The organism is Thalassotalea crassostreae, assembly GCF_001831495.1.
In the GTDB taxonomy this organism is placed as follows: Bacteria; Pseudomonadota; Gammaproteobacteria; order Enterobacterales; family Alteromonadaceae; genus Thalassotalea_A; species Thalassotalea_A crassostreae.
This window is the reverse complement of record NZ_CP017689.1, coordinates 2,094,850-2,117,371: the sequence shown is the minus strand read 5'-3', so window position 1 is coordinate 2,117,371 and position 22,522 is coordinate 2,094,850. Positions and strand designations below refer to the sequence as shown.

The following is a 22,522-nucleotide window of genomic DNA, read 5'->3' as shown; positions in this document are numbered from 1 at the left end:
AGAAGCACTCAATAGCGACTTATTATCGCCCGAGGAGAACATGAATTTAGATGATATTATCTTGCAGGCAGAACAAGCCGTAGCAAGCGCACAGGAGCCATCAACCCTTGATGAAGTTAGGGTTGAGTTTTTAGGTAAAAAAGGTTTACTTACTCAACAGCTGAAAGGCTTAGGTAAACTTAGCGCTGAAGAGCGTCCTAAAGCGGGTCAATTGATCAACGTAGCGAAACAAAAAGTACAGAAATTAATTCATGAACGTGGTGAATTACTTCGTGCCGAGCAAATTAAAGCAAAATTAGCTGCTGAATCGATTGATGTGACACTACCGGGGAACACCATTGAACATGGCGGTTTACATCCGGTAACTCGTACAATTGAACGTATTGAAAGTTTCTTTGGTGAGTTAGGTTTTGAAGTAAAAGCCGGTCCTGAAGTTGAAGATGATTTTCATAACTTTGACGCGTTAAATATTCCTGATCATCATCCTGCACGTGCCGATCACGATACCTTCTATTTCAACCCTAAGTTGGTATTACGTACACAAACTTCTGGTGTTCAAATTCGTACTATGGAAGCTGAAAAGCCGCCATTAAGAATTATTTCTCCTGGTCGCGTATACCGTAATGATTACGACCAAACTCATACTCCAATGTTCCATCAGGTTGAAGGTTTGATGGTTGATAAAGACGTGAGCTTTACGCACCTTAAAGGTATTTTGCACGATTTCTTGCATAACTTCTTTGAAGAAGATTTAGAAATTCGTTTCCGCCCATCTTATTTCCCATTCACTGAACCATCAGCTGAAGTTGATGTTATGGGGAAGAATGGCAAATGGTTAGAAGTATTAGGATGTGGCATGGTTCACCCTAATGTATTACGTAGTGTTGGAATCGACCCAGAAGTATACACAGGCTTTGCTTTTGGAATGGGTGTTGAACGTTTAAGTATGTTGCGTTATGGCGTAACGGATTTACGTTCATTCTTTGAAAACGATCTTCGCTTCTTAAAACAGTTCAAGTAGGAAAGCCAATAATGAAATTTAGTGAATCATGGTTAAGAGAGTGGGTTAATCCTGCAATTTCTTCAGATGAGTTAGCTCATCAAATTACAATGGCTGGCCTAGAAGTAGACGGCGTAGACCCAGTTGCTGGTGAGTTTACCAATGTGGTTGTTGGTGAAGTTATCGAGTGCGGCCAACACCCTGATGCTGACAAATTACAAGTAACCAAAGTAAACGTTGGTGATGAAGTTGTTGATATCGTATGTGGTGCCAAAAACTGTCGTCTTGGTTTAAAGGTTGCTGTTGCTAAAGTTGGCGCAGTATTACCTGGTAACTTTAAAATTAAAAAAGCTAAACTTCGTGGCGTGCCTTCACACGGTATGTTGTGTAGTGAATCTGAAATTGGCTTAGCAGACAGTTCTGATGGCATTCTTGAGTTACCTCAAGATGCGCCAATTGGTACTTGTGTTCGTGAATATCTAGATCTAAATGACGTAACGATTGATGTTGATTTAACGTCAAACCGTGGTGACTGTTTAGGTATAAAAGGCTTAGCTCGTGAAGTTGGCGTTTTAAATTCTATGGCAGTCAATGAAGTAGAAATTACTGAGAATGTTGCGACTATCGATGACAAAATCGCAATTAACATTAGTGCTGGTCAAGCGTGTCCAAGATACCTTGGTCGTGTGATTAAAAATGTTAATGTGAAAGCACAGACTCCATTGTGGATGGTAGAAAAGCTTCGTCGTTGTGCTACTCGTTCAATCGATCCAGTAGTTGATGTAACTAATTATGTGTTACTTGAACTTGGTCATCCGATGCACGCATTCGATTTAAGTAAAATTGATGGCGGTATTAATGTTCGTTTTGCTAATGATAAAGAAGAGCTTACGTTACTCGATGGCGCAGAAGTTAAACTTTCAAAAGAAACGTTAGTAATTGCCGATGATAACAAAGCGTTAGCGATGGCAGGTATCTTTGGTGGTGAAGAGTCAGGTGTAACGACTGAAACAACAGATATATTATTAGAAGCTGCGTTCTTTGCCCCATTAGCGATTTTAGGTAAAGCACGTCAATACGGCTTACACACTGATTCATCGCATCGTTATGAGCGTGGTGTTGATCCGCAATTACAATTTACCGCTATGGAACGTGCAACCGCCTTGTTATTGGACATTGTTGGTGGTGAAGCAGGGCCTATCGTTGAAGCTGTTAGCGAAGAAAATATCCCTTCTGTAAAACAAGTTAGTCTGCGTCGCAGCAAGCTTGATTCTCGCATCGGTATTCATATTGAAGACGACAAGGTTACTGATATTCTAACTCGTTTAGGCTTAACTGTAAGTTTCGCTGACGATGTTTGGACAACAACCGTACCAGCTTATCGTTTTGATATTTCTATCGAAGAAGATTTAACAGAAGAAGTTGCTCGTATGTTTGGCTATAACAACATTCCAAACGTATCGCCGGTTGCTAAGTTAACTATGCGCAATCATAACGAAGCGCAATTAACGATCGGTAAATTCCGTAACGCATTAGTTAATCGCGGATACCAAGAAGCAATTACATACAGCTTCGTTGATCCTAAAGTTCAAAGTCTATTGCATCCAGAAGAAGAGGTGCTAACTTTACCACACCCAATTTCATCTGAGATGTCAGTGATGCGTTTAAGTTTATGGACTGGTTTATTACAGTCGGTAATCAATAACCAAAACCGTCAACAGTCGCGCGTTCGTTTATTTGAATGTGGTTTACGTTTTGTTCCTGATACAGAAGCAGAAAACGGTGTTAACCAACAAGCAATGCTTGCCGGTGTGATCACAGGTCTTAAATCTGGTGAACATTGGAACCTGGAGAAAGTTGGTGTTGATTTCTTTGATGCGAAAGGCGATGTTGAAGCGTTATTAGCATTAACGAGCAATGCTGATGCATACACTTTTGTTGCTGCTGAAAATCCAGCATTACATCCTGGTCAAACAGCTGCTATTTATCGTGGTGATAATTTAGTTGGTTACGTAGGAACAGTTCACCCAGAGCTAGAACGTAAACTAGGTTTAAATGGTCGTACTCTTGTTTTTGAACTTTTACAAAGTGAAATTTTAACTCAGAAAATTCCACAAGCGGCAGACATTTCTAAGTTCCCAGCGAACCGTCGAGACATTGCTGTTGTTGTAAAAAATGAAATAAATGCAAAAAAAGTGCTACAACTCATTGAAAAGATTGGCACAAATCATTTAGTTGGCCTAGAATTGTTTGATGTATACCAAGGAAAAGGCATCGAACCTGGTTTTAAGAGCCTTGCAATCGCATTAACATTGCAAGATACCGAGAGAACACTTGAAGAAAAAGATATCTCGGCAGTTGTAACTAAGGTAGTCGATGCGCTAGAAGTTGAATTCAACGCTACGTTAAGAGACTAAAAATATGGCGCTAACCAAAGCAGAAGTATCAGAACACTTATACGAAGAATTGGGACTTAGTAAACGCGACGCAAAAGTGTTAGTTGAAGAGTTCTTTGAGCAGATCAGAAGTTGTTTAGAAGCAGGCGAGCAAGTTAAGTTATCAGGTTTTGGTAATTTTGATTTGCGAGTTAAGAATGAACGACCAGGACGAAACCCTAAAACAGGTGAAGACATTCCAATTTCTGCCCGTAAAGTAGTAACGTTTCGACCAGGCCAGAAACTTAAAAGCCGAGTTGAAGAAGCTAACAACGGTTAGCAGCAATATATTAAGTAATCAAAAAAGACTGCCTATGGCGGTCTTTTTTATATGTAAAAAACTTTAACGTAGAGCTTGTTGTGAAAAAAATCGTAATTTTTGGAAATTCTGGTTCAGGAAAGTCTACTTTAGCAAGGCAATTATCATCCAAACATAACTTGCCGCACTTTGATTTGGATACCATTGCGTGGGAGCCTGTGTCACCGCCACAGCGGATGTCTATTGATAAATCGTCGGTATTAATAGAGCAGTTCGTTAATGAAAATGAACAATGGATTATTGAAGGATGCTATAGCGACTTAATTGAACTCGTTCTACCAAAAACAAACCAAGTTATATTTTAAAATTTATCGATTGATGATTGTATAGCAAACGCTAATAATCGACCATGGGAACCACATAAATACCATTCTAAAGACGAACAGGATAGCAACCTGAATATGTTGATAGACTGGATAAAAGATTATGATAATAGAGCCGATACGTTTTCTAAAGCTGCTCATCAGGCATTATATGATAGTTTTAAACTAGAGAAGATAATGTATGACAGTAATGTTAGAAACTAATATGAGTTACTCATTCAGATAATCAAAATAAAAACCTTAGGTTCACTAATTAGTCTAAGGTTTTTTGTTTTATTCACCGGTGTAGGCTATCTAAAGCTATCGTTAATCGTTCCTAACACTCGTTCACCAGGGCAAAGCAAGTCTTGCTTGATTTTATTCAAAGGAGTGTCTGTAGTGTTGTTTAGCTCATGGAATGTACTCGCCGTAGGATCGATATAAAGCAATCCTGTTAAGATCTCACCTTTTTGCTTATGCTCTTCAATATCATTCATCGCTTTATAACGATTTGATGTGTCGTAATCGTTTTTAACTTTATGAAGTCGTAAAACAGAGCCATCGTGTAGACAAATGTCTTCAAACTGACCAGCTGGTATTTTCGTGGTGATCTCTTCTTTTACCGGTACAAAATCAGTTACTGCACCTGTTGCAACATGTTCTTGCACATAATCGTACGAACGGGTAGAACCTGGGTGATTATTAAAAGTGACACAGGGGGAAATAATATCAATAAAAGCAAAGCCTTGATGAGATATAGCAGCTTTTAATATCGGCACCAATTGTGCTTTATCGCCGGAAAAACATCGTGCAACGAACGAAGCGCCCATTTGCAGTGCTGTGGTGCATAAATCGATGTCAGTAAATAAACTTAAATCGCCACCTTTGTTCTTAACGCCTTTATCTGCGGTAGCAGCAAGTTGTCCTTTTGTTAATCCATATACGCCGTTATTCGCGACAATATAAACCATGTTCAATTGTCGACGAACGACATGCGCAAATTGGCCAAGGCCAATTGATGCACTGTCACCATCACCGGACATCGCGATATAGGTGAGGTCGTCATTAGCTAAATTCGCTCCGGTTGTTACCGATGGCATTCGACCATGAACAGAGTTAAATCCGTGAGCATTATTTAAAAAATAATTAGGCGCTTTAGATGAACAACCAATACCTGACATCTTAGCGATTTTATGTGGCTCAATTGAAAGCTCAGCACAAGCATGAACAATCGCCGATGAGATAGAATCATGGCCACAGCCCGCACATAACGTTGATAATGCACCTTCATAGTCACGATAAGTTAACCCGAGATCGTTTACAGGTAATTTTTTATGTTGAAATTTAGACTTAGCAAAACTCATATTAAACTACCTCTTGTTTTGGCTGTTTTTTTGCCATTGTTGTGCAAACAATGTCTGATATTTCCTGCGCGGAAATTGAAAGCCCGTCGTAGCAAAGCACTGGGTTTAATTTAGCCGGGTCAATTTCAAGTTCATTGGTTAATAACATCCGCATCTGCCCGTCGCGGTTTTGTTCAATAACAAAAACCATGTCATGGCTTTCAATAAACGGTTTTATTTCATTACCAAATGGAAATGCTTTGATGCGCATTAAATCGACTGGGAAACCTTTCTCTTGCAACAAGTGTTTAGTTTCGTTAATCGCTTGACCACTAGAACCATAATAAACAAGGCCAATTTGAGCGTTACTCAGTCCACTACTCATTTCAGCCTTAGGCATTAATGTGGCGGCTGTTCTGTATTTTTTTTCTAAGCGTTGCATGTTTTCAACGTAATCTTCCGATTTCTCAGAATATACAGCTTTGGTATTTCTCGAGGTTCCGCGGGTGAAAAATGCTCCCTTTGATGGGTGTGTACCAGCTAAAGTGCGATAACAAATACCATCGCCATCGACATCTGTATAACGACCAAAATTTTGCGCTTCATCAAGCTCACGTATCGATAATACTTTACCTAAATCGTATTTTTGTTTGTCATTCCATAAGAACGGCGGGCTGAGATGATCGTTCATGCCTAAGTCCAAGTCAGTCATGATGATCACTGGCGTCTGCAAACGATCGCTTAAATCAAATGCTTGTGCTGTCATGTCAAAACATTCAGCAGGTGACTGGGGGAACAACAGTATATGTTTGGTATCACCATGAGATGCATAAGCACACGATAATATATCGGATTGTTGGGTTCGTGTTGGCATACCCGTTGACGGACCAGCACGTTGCACATTGACTAACACCACAGGAATCTCAGCAAAGTATGCTAATCCTAAAAACTCTTGCATTAATGAAACACCAGGACCACTTGTTGCTGTAAATGCTCTAGCGCCGTTCCAACCGCCACCAATGGCCATACCAATTGCCGCTAATTCATCTTCAGCCTGAACAATGGCAAAGTTCTTCTTGCCTGTTGCAGGATCAATGCGCAAACGTTCACAATAACTTGCGAATTTTTCAATGACTGAAGTTGACGGTGTAATAGGGTACCAACCAACGACTGTGGCACCGCCGTATACTGCACCTAATCCACAACCGGTATTGCCATCAACCATAATACGATTATCAATAAGATCGCGGCGCTCAACTTTATAGCGTAAAGGGCAGCTAAAGTGATTAGTCGCATATTGATAGCCTAATTCTAAGGCATATATATTCGGGGTGATCAGCTTCTCTTTGCCTTTGAATTGATCGCCAACCAAAGTCTTTAGCACATCAAATTCTATCTCTAGTAATGCCGCTAATGCGCCGACATATATTACGTTTTTAAACAGTTGGCGTTGTCGAGGGTTTTTATATTCTTTCAAGCAAATAGCCGAAATAGGAATACCTAAATAGTTTATGTTTGAATGAATTAAGTGCTCAGGTAACTTTTTCGATGAATCGTAGAGTAAATAACCACCATCTTTGACGTCTTCGAGATCGGCGACAAAACTTTGCGCATTCATAGCAACAACAATTTCGGTTTTACCACCACGTCGTCCTAAAAAGTTATTTTCATTAATTCTTACTTCATACCAAGTGGGCGCGCCTTGAATATTGGATGGGAAAATGTTTTTTGCACTAACCGGTATACCCATTCTCATTATTGCTTTTGCAAACATGTTATTTGCGCTCGCTGAACCTGTACCATTAGTGTTGGCAAATTTTACGACAAAGTCATTAACTACATTGCTATTCATCATTTAATGGTCGCCTCTATGTTATCAAGCGTTAATTTTTGCATGTCCCAAGCACCCGTAGGACAGCGCTCAGCACATAAACCACAATGCAAACAAACATCCTCATCTTTAACCATGATATTGCCAGTCTTCATTTTGTCAGATATCAGGTAGTCTTGATCGTCGTGAGCTTTCTCAACTTTTAATTTACCCTTCAATAACTCTATTGCCGGTGTGGTGTCATCGTCGATGTCGGGAATAAAGTTGATACAATCGGTAGGGCAGATGTCTTCACAGGCAGAACATTCGATACAGGTACTTTCAGTAAATACGGTGTGAATATCACAATTTAAACAGCGGCTTGCCTCTTCGAGAGCGAGTTTTTCATCAAAACCCAACTCAACTTCTGTGGCAAGTTCTTTAACTGCTTCTTCCCAGCTAATATGCGGTACAGCTTTGCGGTTATCATGGTCAATAATGTTGCCATAACTCCATTCGTGCATACCCATTTTTTGGCTAAGCAAATTAAATTTACTGTCTGGTCGAGTGGTTGGGCTGATGCCTTGACAAAATAAATCGATAGAAATAGCCGCTTTATGGCCATGAGCCACTGCTGTAATAATATTTTCCGGGCCGAAGGCGGCATCGCCGCCAAAGAATACTCTATCAATGGTCGATTGCAGCGTAGCTTCATTTAGTACGGGTTGATCCCATTCGTTGAAGTCGAGGCCTATGTCGCGTTCAATCCAAGAAAACGAAGTATCTTGGCCAATGGCGACCAACACTAAGTCACATTCAGCGAGTAACGTTTTCCCTGTCTTCTTCAAAACACGTTTACCACCGCGGTCATAAAATGATTCTACTTCATCAAATAGTACGCCTTTGAACTTACCATTTTCGACCACGTATTCCTTAGGTGTATGGTTGACAATAATTTCGATGTTTTCTGCAGCAGCATCTTCTTTTTCCCATGGAGAAGCTTTCATTGCTTCGTAACTTGAACGAACAATGACTTTAACATCGGTAGCGCCAAGTCTCTTGGCAGTTCGACAACAATCCATCGCGGTGTTACCGCCACCTAAAACAACCACACGTTTCGGCGCTTCGTTGATGTGTTCAAACGTCACATTTGAAAGCCAATCAATGCCAAGTGCAATGTGATCTTTTGATTCTTGGTAACCATCGATATTCATCGGGCGACCTTTAGGTGCTCCGGTACCGACAAATATTGCATCGTAGTTTTGCTGCAATAAATCGTGCAAACTGTCGACATTTTTACCGAATACGGTTTTAACGCCCATATTTAGGATGTAATCAATTTCTTCATCGAGTACGGTTTCTGGAAGACGAAACGCTGGTATTTGCGAGCGCATCATACCACCGCCTTTTTTGTCACGATCATAGATAGTAACATCATAGCCAAGCGGCATTAGATCACGAGCAACGGTTAGTGATGCAGGGCCTGCACCAATTAACGCGATATGTTTACCATTTTTTTGTTTTGGAATTGAAGGCAATCTGTCTTCTATATCTTCTTTGTAATCTGAAGTGACTCGTTTCAAACGACAAATTGCCACAGGTTCTTCTTCTACACGTCCTCGGCGACATGCTGGTTCACAAGGCCTATCACAGACCCTTCCTAGTACACCGGGAAAGACGTTTGATTGCCAATTTAACATGTAGGCATCGGTATAACGTTTATCAGCAATAAGTCGAATATATTCAGGAACCGGCGTATGGGCAGGGCAAGCTTGTTGACAATCAACCACTTTCAAAAAATGGTCATAGTTTGAGACATCTGTTTTCTTCAAAATAAATTCCAAATAAAAAACTATGTGTGTCCTATTATTTACATAAAATTAACTATTTTTTAAGCTTTTTCTTCTTCGTTTATCTAATAAATTGTAAGTTATTTGAATTATTGCCTGTAAAAGAGTCGCTAAGATAAGACCACAGCCAGCTGCTTCAACGGTTAAAGGAATGTTTAATTGATGATCTTGCAACGTCGCTCTCGCAATGTCGGCATCAATATTTGAGACAAAATAGTAGAGCTTAGTAACAAAAGTCGAAGAAGAGAGTTGTTCTACATATTGCGATAACATAGTCACGCGCATATCCAAATTTGCAATGATTTCACCCGATGCACTAATACCTGGATCGCTATTTTGCTGATAACGCTTTGTCATTAAAGATAGGTCACCTTGATAATGCAAATTTGCAATATCTTGGTACTTACTCAGTTGATATTTAGCTTCTGCTAAATGCCCCGATATACGCTGTAAATAAGCTTGAATAAAGCCTGGCAGTTGAGTACCAGCAATAAAAAATATGGAAAAGTTTATTTTATCAATTATTGAACCAATAAATCTGAACATTCGATAACTTATTAATTAGATAGATAAACATACTATTGACTATGGTTGAGAAGTTTACAAGTCTCTGTGTTTTTTTTTAAATTGATAGTAAATTTATGTGGCTATTGTTGTTACAATACGTAAAGTTTAAAAATTGTTAAAATACCAGCCAAGATTATGTACAGCGATAAACAAATAATAAATCAGTGTAAAGCCTGGATTGAAGACTTGATCATAGGGCTAAATTTTTGTCCTTTCGCTAAGAAAGAATTTGTACAAAATACCATTGCCTATCCAATATTTCGCAATGTAGATATTGAATCTGCACTTGAGAGTGTGATCAATCAATGCCAAACGTTAGATCAAAATAATGATATAGAAACCGCGTTATTGATATACCCAGAACAGTTTCGATATTTTGACGACTATTTAGATTTTTTATCGATGGCCGAGCAACTTATAATCGAACAGGGTTATGAGGGAGTTTATCAAATTGCTAGTTTTCATCCTGATTACTATTTTGCTGATGTCGACCCAAGTGATGTAAGCAACTATACCAACCGAGCTCCTTTTCCTATATTGCATTTGATTCGCGAGGCATCTATGGAGCGAGTTATTGCTGTGCATCCTGATGTTGAAGGCATACCGCAACGTAATATGTCGTTATGTGAGCAAAAGGGCGAGAAGTATTTTATCGAGTACTTTAAGCAATTAGCACATAAAGATAGCTAAGCCAGATTCAGACAATAAACGGTAAAATTAACAATTAACAATGAACAAATACGATATCAACGTCTTTAGTTTTAGACTACCTAGGGTGAGAATTTCAAATGGATCTTAGTTTATATTACGCCGAATTTTTAACGATAGCGGTGATTCATTTTTTTGCCGTTGCCAGCCCTGGCCCTGACTTTGCGATTATCGTCAAGCAATCTATTACTCGAGGTCGTGCAGCTGCACTATATACCAGTTTAGGTATCGGAACTGGCATATTACTGCATGTGACTTATTCGCTTGTCGGTATTGGTTTGCTTATTGCTAGTAATCCCAAATATTTCAATATTCTCTCGTATATAGCAGCGCTTTATTTAGCCTACATCGGTTATATGGGCATAAAAGCAAAGCCAGGTAACCATCAACAACGTATCGAAGAAAGCAAAAATAAAACACAATCGAATGCAAAAGCGTTTGCCATAGGGTTCTTAGTTAACGGCCTTAATGTAAAGGCGACGTTGTTTTTCGTTTCTTTATTTTCTTTAATAATTTCAGCTAATACGCCAATACAAGTGCAAGCGTTTTACGGTGTATATATGGCGATAGCGACAGCAATTTGGTTTAGCTTTTTATCGTTTATGCTGACAATTCCTGGGTTTAGAGAAAAGTTATTAAAACACGGCTATTGGTTTGACCGTATTATGGGCGTGTTACTTATCGCTTTAGCCATTCAATTAGTGATTTAAACCTACTTAATTAAGCCATTTGACTGTAGATTAAAGTGATTTAACTCTAATGTTGTATTAACGTCAGTTGAGTTTGGTATACTGACTATCATTAAAAATTTAATAAGTGAAATTTCGTGGAAGAGAAAAAAGTAATCGAAATTGGTTCATCGCCAGAAAAAGCCGTTAAAGGTGACTATAAGCTTGATGTTGGTAATATTTTTAAAGAAGCCATAACGATCACAAAAACAAATATGACGCCGATAATTAGTGGTTTTATTATGGTGGTTTTACTTGATCTTATTATCGATTCGTTCGCTGCAGATTTTCTTGATAGCGTATACACGGCAATGTTGAGCCAACCGCAAGATATGGAAAAGCTCAATGAGCTATTGCCGCAAATGTTCATGTACTTTTATCTTAAGATTATTATTATTTGGCCATTTTTAATTGGTTTAGAAATGATGGGGATATCTCATTCAGTAGGCATTAAAACTCGAACAGGGTTTGTATTCTCTTTTCTCAAACGAGCCGCCGTTGTTTCTTTAGTCGGTGTGTTAACTTTTACCATGGTAATACTAGGGTTATACCTATTTGTTATACCTGCTATTTATCTTGCTATCGCACTGTCGTTAGCAACGCCATTAGTCATTGAAAAAAACATGACGCCATTTGCCGCAATATGGCTATCGCTTAGAGCTACACGATTTCAATGGTTTAAGTTACTACAAACCTATTTATTATTGGCAGTGGTTTTCGTGTTTATGGCGATAGTGATTAACGTACTGTTTCAAGCTAACTTAGTTGTAAATCAATTCTTTATCATGTTGTTGACGCTAGTTATGGCGCCGCTTTATTACAACGTAAAAGGAATTTTATATAGAGAGATATTTGGTGTTCGAATGCAAGTTGTCAATAAAAAAGACGGCGGTCAAGACACCTACTTTTCAGCCTAAAGGAGTTATGGCATGGTAAGGAAACGTTCTAAAGTTAACAATTCAGTAAGAGGGTTATTGCTCATTGCCATTGCGGTGATGGTGATATTCCCATTTATCTATATTACTGAATCAGTAATTGAAGTCATTGAAGAAGAGCAAAGAACAGCGAAAGAAGCCGAAAAAACGTCAAAGGATACTGATGTCGTTAAAGTAGAGCAACCATTGCATGATGTCGACTTACCCGATTTTGCAGCAATAAAAGATATTCCGCAGCGAAAGCAGCGCTTCTTCGACTACTTAAAGCCTGCAATTGATGCGGAAAATAACCGCTTAGCTGACCTTAGGCTTGAAATTGCAGAACTTCAAGCGGCGATAGATACTCAAAAAGAGCTATCAAAAAACCAAAAGCGCCGCCTCAAATTGTTAGCAAAAAAATATAAAGTGACAGCAAAAACTAAGGAGCAAAGACTTGAGGAGTTGCTCAAACGAGTTGATCAAATCCCACGAGAATTGGTGTTAGTGCAAGCTGCAAACGAATCGGCATGGGGCAGCTCTAGATTTGCTCGTATCGGGTTAAACTTCTTTGGTATTTGGTGTTATAAAAAGGGCTGCGGCTTAGTTCCAAATGGGCGCGATGAGGGTCTAAATCATGAAGTCGCTTCTTTTGATAGTATTGACGCAATGATTAAACATTATTTTCACAATATAAACACCAACCAAGCGTATGATATGTTTCGTCAGATCAGACAACAATTTAGAGAGAATGATCTGCCTTTAAGACCTGATGTATTAGCGACTGGTTTACTTCCTTATTCCGAACGAGGCATAGATTATGTTGTAGAGATCAACACTATGCTCAGACACAACCACAGATATATTAAAAGCTAATGAAATTTAAACAACTAATGCAACCTAGAAAACTAATGCAATCAAAACAGCCAAAGCAATTTAAAAAACTAATCCAAGCTAAGAAGCTAGGTTTTATCAGTGCATTATTAAGCACTGCAATTTTTACTTCTGCGCCAACATTTGCGGTAGATCTTGAGTACAAAGGCTTTTATCAACGCCTTAGTCTTATAGAGGAAAATGAACTCGATAAAATTACAATGGGATTCTATTTGGTTGACTCTTATCACCGTACCCGTTGTGAGCTTGAAACTGCAACTATGCTCGGTAAAGAGGTTACGCCTAAGGAAATAGAGATCGCTAACGATGGTCAGTTATTGGTACCATTGTCGGAGACTCTGTATGACAAGTTTGCATTTTTACGGGTGAAACAAAAAGATGAACGCCAAAACTGTACATTGCAAATGCAAATCCAAGTAAAAGATAAAGCTAAAAAAGAATTTAGTTTTAAAGAACTTGCTGTCGTTGCAATTCAAATGCAAGAGCTGGTCGATGATTTTGGTTCGTTTTTATGGTTTATGATGCCAGACGTTTCTGGTGTGACGATAGAAGTCGCAGACAAAGAAGATATAGTGTTTATAGATAAATCACTTACTAAGATGATGAAATGTGATGATAGCGGCTTAAAATGCCAATTAGCGGTTGATATGGAGCTTGAAACCGATAAACCGGCAATTAAATTTAAAACCGCACCCAAAGTGATATCACCATTTATAGAAAAGTAGCGGCTTACAAAGCATTTATATAACTAAATATTAAAGGCTTCATTCTGTAAAGAATGAAGCCTTTTTAATTCATTATGAATGGTATTTAAAACCTACAAATGAACCTTAACGATTAAACTGATAACTGATTCATCATCAACTGCTACCGGCGCAAATACAGCTTGATCCCAAGCAACTTTGGCACCGAATTTATTTACCCAATAAGAATATTCAACACCAGCTTCAAACTTCTTTGGTGCGCCAAAGTATTTCCCGATATCCATTCTAAGCTGCGGGTTAAAATGGAAGTCTGCAGCGTGAGTTTCTTCGGCAGATGACCAATCAATGTAGCCATCGAACATAAAGTCTGCATTGCCAACGCTGAACGGGTAACCCCAAGCAACAGTTAATTGTGTGTCATTGTCGATTAATTCATTGTTAGCTTGGTAAACGTTAGCATTTAAAAATGCAAATCCAGACACTTTTAAGTCAACGCCAACACCAACTAGATAGTTATCAAAACTTTGATTGAATCCTGGCGATGTGAATGAACTATGTTCCCAAGTGGTCGCAACAAATACGTCAGAAATCATACCAAACTGAAGTTTTGATCCTGTTGCATAACTTAAACTTAATCGAGGAGATAATTCAGAGTAAGTTTCTTTTGCTTCGTCGTAATTACTGTCTTCTTTAAACTCTAAGCGATCAGCAAAGAAAAACAAATCTCCCCAGTTATGGCCAGATGCGTGCTCTAATGTAACAACGGCAACATCATCGTTTTTATTAATTTCAAATTCGCTTGTATTCTTAAGCAATGTAATTGAGTTGTCGCTCCAAAACATTTCTGCATTAGCATTAAATGTAGTTAAGCTAGCACCGGCTACTGCAAGCGCTGCTACTTTTTTAAGTGTCGTGTTCATGGTTTTCCCTGAAATTTTAAGTATTAGATACTAATACTTAGCTTTTATTAATTATTTTGTTCTAAAGTTAGGGCGAATATTATTTTTATTTCACCCTAATTAGAACCGTTAACTCTTGTTGTTAATATTATTGTTAACTATTGTTTTTATATTTCTTATTGTTCTATTTTTTAGTTATCTAATGTTATTAGTCGCGCAGGCGCTAGTTACATAAAGACAAACTTAGCGATAAATAATGCCGCTAAGAACCAAACGCTTGGACTTATTTCGTCAAATCGACCGCTAAACACTCGTACTGCAGCGTAACTAATAAATCCTAATGCAATACCTTCAGCTATCGAGAACGTTAATGGCATAGTGATTAGAATAACGACAACCGGTACCGCATCCATTAAATCATCCCACTTAACGTGCACTAAACCGGCAACCATTAACACGCCAACGAAAAATAATGCACCGGCCGTTGCATAAGCTGGAACCATGCCTGCAAGAGGCGAGAAGAACAACGCTGCGATAAAACATAACGCGACAACTACCGCAGTTAACCCTGTACGACCACCAGCAGCAACACCAGCAGTACTTTCAACGTAACTAGTCGTTGTTGAAGTTCCTAACATAGAGCCTGCAATCGTCGCTGTAGAGTCAGCTAATAGCGCTTTTTTAAGGCGAGGTAAGTTGCCGTCTTTATCTAGTAAGTTACCGCGCTGAGCGACAGCTACTAAGGTACCTGAAGTATCAAACAAATCAACAAATAAGAAGGCAAAGATAACGCTTATCATCGCCACATCAAATGCGCCAGCTATATCAAGTGCTAAAAACGTAGGTGCTACCGGTGGTGGCATTGACATAATACCTGAGTAGGTAACATCACCAAAAATCAGACCAAGAACAGTAATGATTAATATCGTGATCATTACCGCACCATTAACGTTTAGGCTTACTAAGCCGACGATTAAGAATAATCCCAATATGGCCATTAAAGGACCAAACGAAGTGATATCGCCTAAAGTCACTAATGTCGCGGGGCTTGCTACAATAATGCCTGAGTTTTTTAAAGCGATTAACGCTAAGAACATACCGATACCGGCTGCAATACCAAAACGCAATGCGTGTGGAATTGAGTTTATTATCCATTCACGTATTTTAAAAATACTTAGCAAGGTGAAGATAACGCCTGAAATAAATACGCCACCTAAAGCAACATTCCATGAATGTCCAAGCTCCATTACTACAGTAAAGGTGAAAAATGCGTTAAGACCCATACCAGGGGCTAATGCGATAGGGTAGTTAGCGTATAAGCCCATGATTAAACAACCGATAGCGGCTGCAAGACAGGTTGCAACGAATACTGCGCCCTGATCCATTCCGGTCATTGCTAACATCGAAGGGTTTACAAAGATAATGTAACCCATAGTTAAAAAAGTGGTGAAGCCAGCAATAAGTTCTTTTTTTATTGTGGTACCGTGCTCTGCTAATTTAAATAGCTTTTCAAACATATTATGTTCCCTGGTTTAATTTAAATATTTATTAGTTTTATTGTTTTAATCAAAATGCTGCTTAGGCATTTTAAGTAATAAGTTTTTGGCACTGAGTTTTAATGATGTTGTATCTACGCCGCAATGTTGACGAATTTTACGCTAAATGCCACTAAAATCACAGAAAAAGCTGTGCATTGATACTAACTTACCGACTTAATGCCTTATGAGGCCTATTTTACTTTACTTCGATAATGTCTAAACGATTAACTTCTTCGATTTTTAGTGTTGTTGTGATATTTGGCGCTTTAATTTCTTCTTTATCAAACGCCAAGTCACCACCGTTGATCACACCCGACGACAAATCAACATTTTTAAAGTCATACAAACAGTGATCGGCTAGATGTGATGGTGCTACATTTTGCATCGCAGTAAAAATTGATTCAGCTCGTCCCGGAAATTGCACATTCCAATCTTTAAGCATCTTTTTCACATTTTGACGTTGTAAGTTTGGTTGACTTCCGCAAAGGTTACACGGAATAATCGGGAATTGTTTTAGCGCAGCGTATTGCTTTATTTCAACTTCTTTACAGTACGCTAAAGGACGGATAACGACATGCTCGCCATTGTCTGAAACAAGCTTTGCAGGCATGGTTTTTAAAGTACCATTGAAGAACATATTAAGCATTAAGGTTTCTATCATGTCATCTCGATGGTGACCTAGCGCTATTTTGGTTACGCGTAACCTCTTTGCGGTACTGTATAATATGCCACGACGCAAGCGAGAGCATAGGCTGCAGGTGGTTTTGCCTTCTGGGATCTTATCTTTGACGATAGCGTAAGTATCTTCTTCAATTATGTGGTATTGGACACCTAAATCCTCTAGATAAGCAGGTAAAATATGCTCTGGAAAGCCTGGTTGTTTTTGATCTAGGTTGACCGCAATAATATCAAAATGAATCGGTGCAGAGGCCTTCAATTTTAACAATATATCAAGCATCGTATAACTATCAGCACCACCTGATAGACAGACCATAACTTTGTCACCGTCTTCGATCATGTTGTAATCGCTGATCGCTTTACCTGCATTGTGACGAAATCGTTTCTCTAATTTGCTAAGTTTTGCTTTAGCTAACTTTTCGTCGCTTTTCTCGGTGCTAACGTCTATAGACATGCTTGAAGCCTTTGCATTTATGATTAAGTTTAAAAAGCGCGCATTATACCTGAGCAAAGTGCTCAGGCAAAGTAGGACTCGGTTATTTTAAGGTTAACGATAAGTTAAATGTTAGTGATCCGTGTGATAAAACTGGAGTAATCACACGGGGTGTTTGGATAGATTGTTAAGCAATAGTCGCAATAAATATAATGAATTGGTTATTTCAAGAATGGTGATTCATAACCGTCAGGCTTTAACGCCAATAAATCACAGTTAAGTCTGTCTATTACATGCTCAGCAGTATTGCCGATAAGTACAGCTGAAAGACCTGTACGACCCACTGTACCAAGAATGACGAGTTCTGCATCGATGTCGTTAGCTACTTTTTCAATAACATCCTCTGGTAATCCTTCTTCAACGTGCAGAAAATCATAATCAATGCCAAATTTATCAGCATGTTCTCGCATTACATCGCGGTGATGGTTCTTCATTGCTTGGTTATATTCATTGGCGTCAAATTCCGGAATTTCTATAGCAATATTTATAGGTGTTCCAGGGTAAGAATTAACAAAATGAGTATCTGCGGTGATCAACTTACTAAGATTAAGGGCTTCTTCGGTAATTTTGTTATTTAGCGATTGATGCTCGAGTTCTTCGCTACCAACGTTAACGGCAGCAAGTACATGACCATTTTCTGGCCATTGATGTTCTTTAACAAGTAATAAAGGTACCCAACATTTTCGAATTAAATGCCAATCCGTTGGTGTGAATATCACTGACTGCAGTGCAGGGTGTTCATGAGTACTTTTTACTACTAAATCGAAGTTATTATCACGGATTTCACTTAATATCGCGTCAAAAGGTCGGTTGTGCCATACCGCTTTAGTGCTAATATCACACGGCATGTCTTTAATGAGGTCTTTGAGCCATAGTTCTCTGTCATTAACTACAGTTTCTCGCATTGCCTCTCGTTCTTCACCTGACAGCATTGTGGTCATTTCGTATGAAAAGTCGTAGATAGTTAAAAAAGCAGTAATCCTTGCGTTGGTTTTGCTCGCAAGGGTGCATGCCCTTGCCAATGCTTTTTGGTCTTCTGTAGTCGGGTCAATAACAACGAGGATATTTTGATAACTTTCCATGAGTCTGGCCTTAATTAACGAGAATTTGTATAAATAAACGGTATATTAAGCTTAATCGCTTCTATTGATTGTTACAAATTTGTTAGCATTAAAAATAGTAATAATCATAGCTTATTGATTCGTATCAAATATTTTAAAAGATTATGTGATTTTAAACACAAAAAAGGCACCGTTTAGGTGCCTTATGTAAAGAGTTAGTCCTCGGCTATTTATTAAAGCCTGCAAGTTGGTATAACGCGTCCTTATCAATAATCGTTATAAACTTATTTTCGACTTTAATAAGGCCTTCTTTTTGAAACCTTGTCATTAAACGAGAAATAGTTTCAATTGTTAAGCCAATATAATTACCAATTTCACTGCGAGTCATCGGCAGGTTGAATTCCATATTTGATAAATTACGACTACCTAAACGATGGCCATAACTTGCTAAAAATGTAGCAAGTTTCTCTTCGGCATTTTTACGGTTTAATAATAAAATCATCTCGCTAGAGCAGAGTATTTCGTTGCTCATTAAATTCATCATTTGTGCTTTAAGCTTAGGGATTTTATTAGATAGCGTATCTAATACTTCAAATGGGATCTCACAAACCATTGACGTTTCTAACGCTTTCGCGAAACTTGGATGTTTTTTCTTAGAAAGCGCATCGAATCCCATTAAATCACCAGCTAAGTGAAAACCAGTGATTTGTTCTTCACCTTGTTCTGAAATTATAAACGTTTTAAAAGTACCTGAACGGATGGCATAGAGCGTATGAAGGTTTTCGCCGGCTTTAAATATTTGTGTATTTTTTTGAATCGGTTTTTTACGAGAAATGATGTCGTCAAGTAAGTTAAGCTCTGATTCATTTAAACTAAAAGGAAGACACAATTCACTTATGCTGCAATTTTGACACTTAATATTATTCGCAACCGGGATTGTTTGAGGCATAACTACTAACTTCTATAAACTATTAATTAATCGTTAAATTTTACTAAAATATTTGTTGTAGAGCAATCATTAATGAATAACCGCCATATGCAATTAGAAGTAGAGCGGTTAGGGTTCGAAAAATGTCACTGCGTAAGGTTGTGGTGATAAATGCAAATCCTGACGCTAAAGTTAATAGAGCGGGTAACGTTCCTAAACCAAAGGCAGCCATAATTAATGCGCCATTTAGCCAATCAGCGCTTGCTACAGACCATGTAAGGGTTGAGTACACAAGGCCGCAGGGTAACCATCCCCAAATTGCACCTAACCCCAATGCTTGCTTGATATTTGTTACCGGTATAAATCGTTTCGAGAATGGTTGTAGGTACTTCCATAAATACGAACCAATGGCCTCAACACGATTTAATAAGAATGACCATTTGGCAATGTATAGACCAAGTAATATAACAAAGACTGCAGCAATAACTTTAAGCCAAATAATATGATCGCCGATGGATTTTGCCGCTAACGAGCCTGTTAAACCAGCAATAGCGCCGGCGATAGCGTAGGAAGAGATGCGTCCTAAGTTATAGCTTAAAAGTAACGAAAAGTTTAGCTTACGTTCACCGGCAATTGATGACGTCAACATTGTGGTAATGCCACCGCACATTGCGACGCAGTGTCCTGCACCCGCTAAACCAATCAAAAATGCCGATAAAAAGTCTAAGCTCATTTTTTCTTTTCTAGTTCTTCGTTGCTAGAGGTTTGATTATTTTCGCGAGTGTTGTTTTGTTGCTTATCATCGTCAAATAGAATGCTCATGCCTTGTTTCTCAAGATCATCAAATTGTTCTGTTTTAACCGCCCAGAAAAACAAATAAATGGCAATCGCCGTAAAGACCAGAGCAACAGGGATAAGAATATAGATCACGCTCATGACTTTAATAACCTTAGTGAATTGGTAACCACGATAATAGAGCTTGCTGACATACCTAATACTGCCATATATGGCGTGATAAAACCACATACTGCCAGTGGCAGGATTATCGAGTTATAAGCAAACGCCCAAGCAAAGTTTTGTTTCACAATTCTAGATGTTTTATTGGATATGCGGGTGAGATTTAATAAGCTTGAAAGTTGGTTATTAAGTAAAATAACATCAGCCCCACTTTTTGCTATTTCCGTACCGCTACCCATTGCTATTGAAATGTGAGCTGCGGCAAATACTGGTGAATCGTTCACACCATCGCCAACCATAGCAACGTTTTTTCCGTATTCTTGTTTTTGCTTGATAAGAATTAGTTTATCAGTCGCTGTGCAGGTATGGTGGACCTCTCTGATATTAACTTGTTGGCAAAATTTATTTACACCGGCTTCACTGTCACCACTGATCAAAAGAGCGTCGTTGCCTTTTGACGTCAATTCTTGCAATACGTGCTTAGTATCATCGCGAAGGGTATCTTCTAAATAAAATACGGCAACCAGCGTATTGTCTATCGTCATTAAGCATTGAGCATTATAATATTTTTCAGCAATGTCGCATGTTTCATTTATCCAACTTACTTTGCCGATATTTACCGTGCTTGGCATTTGGTTGCTATCAATGAGTGTCGCACTGATGCCACAACCTGGGATCACGTCAATATTTTTAGTGTTAATGTTAAAGTCACGATATTCACTAAACGCCTTGGCAATAGGATGCTCAGAACGCGTTTCTATTGCGGCGGCAATGGCGAGTAATTGTTGCTCATTATAGTGCTCGCTAAGTACCTCGACTTTGGTTATCGCAAATGCGCCATTTGTCAACGTACCGGTTTTATCGAACGCATAACAATTGATCGTAGGCATTGTTTCCAATACATGACCACTTTTTATCATGATGCCTTCACGGTTTAATCGAATTGTGCCGCAGGTAAGAGCGGTAGGGGTGGCCAACGACAATGCACATGGGCAAGTTGCTACTAATACCGATAAAGTTATCCAGAAAGCTTCCTGAGGCGCGTTAAAGTACCAATAGGTAGCAGTTGCGATTGCAGTTACTAATATTATGGCAACAAAATACTGGGCGATGAGATCAGATAATTGGGCTATTTTAGGTTTGTGTGCTTGCGCTGACTCACTTAACCTGATCAGGTTAGTTAAAAAGCTGTCTGAATTAGTTTGGCTGATCTCTACGGTAATATTGCCATCACCATTAACTGTGCCAGCAAACACTTGTGATCCTAAGCTTTTATTCACCGGTGAATGTTCACCAGTTAACATCGACTCGTTAACGCTGGTGTTGCCTGAGTGAACAATTCCATCGCCTGGTATAGTTTCGCCTGGCTTGACGATTACAATGTCGGCAATTTGTAGTTGTTTAGCACTAACGATCGTTTCTTCGTTATTAATCAGCTTAGTTGCGCTTAACGGCATTAATTTTAGTAGGTTCGCTGATACTTCAGCGGCGCGAGCCCTCGCTCGAAATTCCAAAAACTTGCCGATAAGTAATAAAAACGTAAACATCGACAGTGATTCAAAATACACTTCTCCAGTTTCGAAGAATGTTGCATAGGTACTTGCGCTAAAGGCCAGTATTATCGCAATTGAAACAGGAACGTCCATTGATAATCTGCGCGCTCTTATGGCACTGTAGGCGCCAATATAAAATGGTAAGGCGCCATAGGTTATTATTGGAAATGATAAAACAAAGCTAGTACCGCGCAAGTAAGTGAGGTTGTGATCGGAAAGATCGCTAAATGCGCCGAAATATAAGCCTATAGCAATCATCATAACTTGCATGGTTAGAATGCCTGAAATCCCCAGACGTCTGATAAAGGCTTTCGATTGTTTGATGTTACGCTGTTCGGTTAAATCGGCTTTAAAAGGTAATGCTTGATAACCAATTTGACTGATTGCAGAGAGAATTTCGCTGAGCTTTATTTGTTTATTATCCCAAACGATAGTGGCGCGTTGAGTTGTTGCATTAACTTGCGCTTTAGCGATACCATCTTTATGACCTAGCTGCTTTTCAATTAACCAAGCACAGGCTGCACAAGACATACCGTCTATAGATAAAATTGCTTCTTTGCAGTCATCTATATCAAAGGTGAACTCACTTTGTAAAGATTCATCATCGACGAATTGATTGTCGAGTAGGGCATCGGGCACTGAGGCATCAATCTTTTTGCCTTTTTCACTTCGAAAACGATAATAATCTTGTAAGTCATTATCAACGATTGCTTGCGCGACAGCTTGGCAACCAATACAACACATGTGTTGTTGGTTGTTATCAATCTCCACGTTTAAGTTTATTCCTGGTGGAATTATTTCACCACAATGAAAACAATCGTTAGCCATAATGTCTTTAGGTATG

General features: G+C 38.8%; 21 protein-coding genes. 9 read left to right on the top strand and 12 right to left on the bottom strand.

Features of this window, described 5'->3' with window-relative positions:
- Positions 1-40 precede the first annotated feature (40 nt).
- The 4 genes from pheS to LT090_RS17250 all read left to right on the top strand — a co-directional run bounded on the left by pheS (position 41) and on the right by LT090_RS17250 (position 4,059).
- Positions 41-1,021 carry a phenylalanine--tRNA ligase subunit alpha gene (pheS, locus tag LT090_RS09205; protein WP_068545542.1) on the top strand — a complete coding sequence of 327 codons (981 nt, stop codon included), beginning with the start codon at positions 41-43 and terminating at the stop codon, positions 1,019-1,021.
- 11 nt (positions 1,022-1,032) lie between these two features.
- Positions 1,033-3,417 carry a phenylalanine--tRNA ligase subunit beta gene (pheT, locus tag LT090_RS09200; RefSeq protein ID WP_068545543.1) on the top strand — a complete coding sequence of 795 codons (2,385 nt, stop codon included), beginning with the start codon at positions 1,033-1,035 and terminating at the stop codon, positions 3,415-3,417.
- 4 nt (positions 3,418-3,421) lie between these two features.
- Positions 3,422-3,715: an integration host factor subunit alpha gene (gene ihfA, locus LT090_RS09195; RefSeq protein WP_068545544.1), complete on the top strand. Its 294-nt coding sequence runs from the start codon at positions 3,422-3,424 to the stop codon at positions 3,713-3,715.
- An 80-nt stretch (positions 3,716-3,795) separates the two neighbouring features.
- A complete protein-coding gene (locus tag LT090_RS17250; protein WP_332452280.1) occupies positions 3,796-4,059 on the top strand; it encodes an AAA family ATPase in 264 nt (87 codons plus the stop codon).
- A gap of 308 nt (positions 4,060-4,367) precedes the next feature.
- Here LT090_RS17250 and LT090_RS09185 read toward each other — a convergent pair whose 3' ends face one another.
- From LT090_RS09185 to LT090_RS09170, 4 genes are read right to left on the bottom strand one after another with little or no spacing between them, the layout of a single operon-like run.
- Positions 4,368-5,420: a 2-oxoacid:ferredoxin oxidoreductase subunit beta gene (locus LT090_RS09185; RefSeq protein WP_068545545.1), complete on the bottom strand. Its 1,053-nt coding sequence runs from the start codon at positions 5,418-5,420 to the stop codon at positions 4,368-4,370.
- Position 5,421: 1 nt separating this feature from the next.
- Complete coding sequence (locus tag LT090_RS09180) at positions 5,422-7,254, bottom strand: 2-oxoacid:acceptor oxidoreductase subunit alpha (protein ID WP_068545546.1); 1,833 nt, start codon at positions 7,252-7,254, stop codon at positions 5,422-5,424.
- A complete protein-coding gene (locus tag LT090_RS09175) occupies positions 7,251-9,041 on the bottom strand; it encodes an FAD-dependent oxidoreductase (RefSeq protein ID WP_068545547.1) in 1,791 nt (596 codons plus the stop codon). The genes LT090_RS09180 and LT090_RS09175 overlap by 4 nt, the downstream gene beginning before the upstream one ends.
- A 48-nt stretch (positions 9,042-9,089) precedes the next feature.
- A complete protein-coding gene (locus tag LT090_RS09170) occupies positions 9,090-9,605 on the bottom strand; it encodes a DUF2937 family protein (protein ID WP_068545548.1) in 516 nt (171 codons plus the stop codon).
- Positions 9,606-9,761: 156 nt separating this feature from the next.
- On the opposite strand from LT090_RS09170, the gene LT090_RS09165 reads away from it, so the two are divergent.
- The 5 genes from LT090_RS09165 (at position 9,762) to LT090_RS09145 (ending at position 13,592) form a co-directional block, all read left to right on the top strand.
- Entirely contained in the window at positions 9,762-10,316 is a 555-nt protein-coding gene (locus LT090_RS09165) for a DUF1415 domain-containing protein (protein WP_068545549.1), read from the top strand.
- A gap of 98 nt (positions 10,317-10,414) precedes the next feature.
- A complete protein-coding gene (locus tag LT090_RS09160; protein ID WP_068545550.1) occupies positions 10,415-11,044 on the top strand; it encodes a LysE family translocator in 630 nt (209 codons plus the stop codon).
- A 116-nt stretch (positions 11,045-11,160) separates the two neighbouring features.
- On the top strand, positions 11,161-11,979 hold the full coding sequence (locus LT090_RS09155) for a hypothetical protein (protein WP_068545551.1): 819 nt from the start codon (positions 11,161-11,163) through the stop codon (positions 11,977-11,979).
- 12 nt (positions 11,980-11,991) lie between these two features.
- Positions 11,992-12,849: a glucosaminidase domain-containing protein gene (locus LT090_RS09150; RefSeq protein WP_068545552.1), complete on the top strand. Its 858-nt coding sequence runs from the start codon at positions 11,992-11,994 to the stop codon at positions 12,847-12,849.
- Between the two features lie 35 nt (positions 12,850-12,884).
- Positions 12,885-13,592 (top strand): DUF2987 domain-containing protein, encoded by a 708-nt coding sequence (locus LT090_RS09145; protein ID WP_157726600.1) that lies wholly within the window; start codon positions 12,885-12,887, stop codon positions 13,590-13,592.
- A 92-nt stretch (positions 13,593-13,684) separates the two neighbouring features.
- On the opposite strand, the gene LT090_RS09140 is transcribed toward LT090_RS09145, so the two are convergent.
- From LT090_RS09140 to LT090_RS09105, 8 genes are all read right to left on the bottom strand, one after another.
- A complete protein-coding gene (locus tag LT090_RS09140; protein WP_068545554.1) occupies positions 13,685-14,491 on the bottom strand; it encodes an outer membrane protein OmpK in 807 nt (268 codons plus the stop codon).
- 206 nt (positions 14,492-14,697) lie between these two features.
- Positions 14,698-15,987, bottom strand: a complete 1,290-nt coding sequence (locus LT090_RS09135) for an NCS2 family permease (protein ID WP_068545555.1) — start codon at positions 15,985-15,987, stop codon at positions 14,698-14,700.
- Between the two features lie 217 nt (positions 15,988-16,204).
- The gene (gene ttcA / locus LT090_RS09130; protein WP_068545556.1) at positions 16,205-17,140 is read right to left on the bottom strand and encodes a tRNA 2-thiocytidine(32) synthetase TtcA; all 936 of its coding nucleotides are present in this window, start codon (positions 17,138-17,140) and stop codon (positions 16,205-16,207) included.
- 200 nt (positions 17,141-17,340) lie between these two features.
- Positions 17,341-18,261: a universal stress protein UspE gene (uspE, locus tag LT090_RS09125; RefSeq protein ID WP_068545557.1), complete on the bottom strand. Its 921-nt coding sequence runs from the start codon at positions 18,259-18,261 to the stop codon at positions 17,341-17,343.
- A gap of 205 nt (positions 18,262-18,466) precedes the next feature.
- Positions 18,467-19,189 carry a fumarate/nitrate reduction transcriptional regulator Fnr gene (gene fnr, locus LT090_RS09120; RefSeq protein WP_068545558.1) on the bottom strand — a complete coding sequence of 241 codons (723 nt, stop codon included), beginning with the start codon at positions 19,187-19,189 and terminating at the stop codon, positions 18,467-18,469.
- Between the two features lie 43 nt (positions 19,190-19,232).
- Positions 19,233-19,901, bottom strand: a complete 669-nt coding sequence (locus LT090_RS09115; RefSeq protein WP_068545559.1) for a sulfite exporter TauE/SafE family protein — start codon at positions 19,899-19,901, stop codon at positions 19,233-19,235.
- Complete coding sequence (gene ccoS, locus LT090_RS09110; protein ID WP_068545560.1) at positions 19,898-20,104, bottom strand: cbb3-type cytochrome oxidase assembly protein CcoS; 207 nt, start codon at positions 20,102-20,104, stop codon at positions 19,898-19,900. The genes LT090_RS09115 and ccoS overlap by 4 nt, the downstream gene beginning before the upstream one ends.
- Positions 20,101-22,506, bottom strand: coding sequence for a heavy metal translocating P-type ATPase (locus LT090_RS09105; RefSeq protein WP_068545561.1), 2,406 nt, complete (start codon positions 22,504-22,506; stop codon positions 20,101-20,103). The genes ccoS and LT090_RS09105 overlap by 4 nt, the downstream gene beginning before the upstream one ends.
- Between the last annotated feature and the right edge of the window lie 16 nt (positions 22,507-22,522).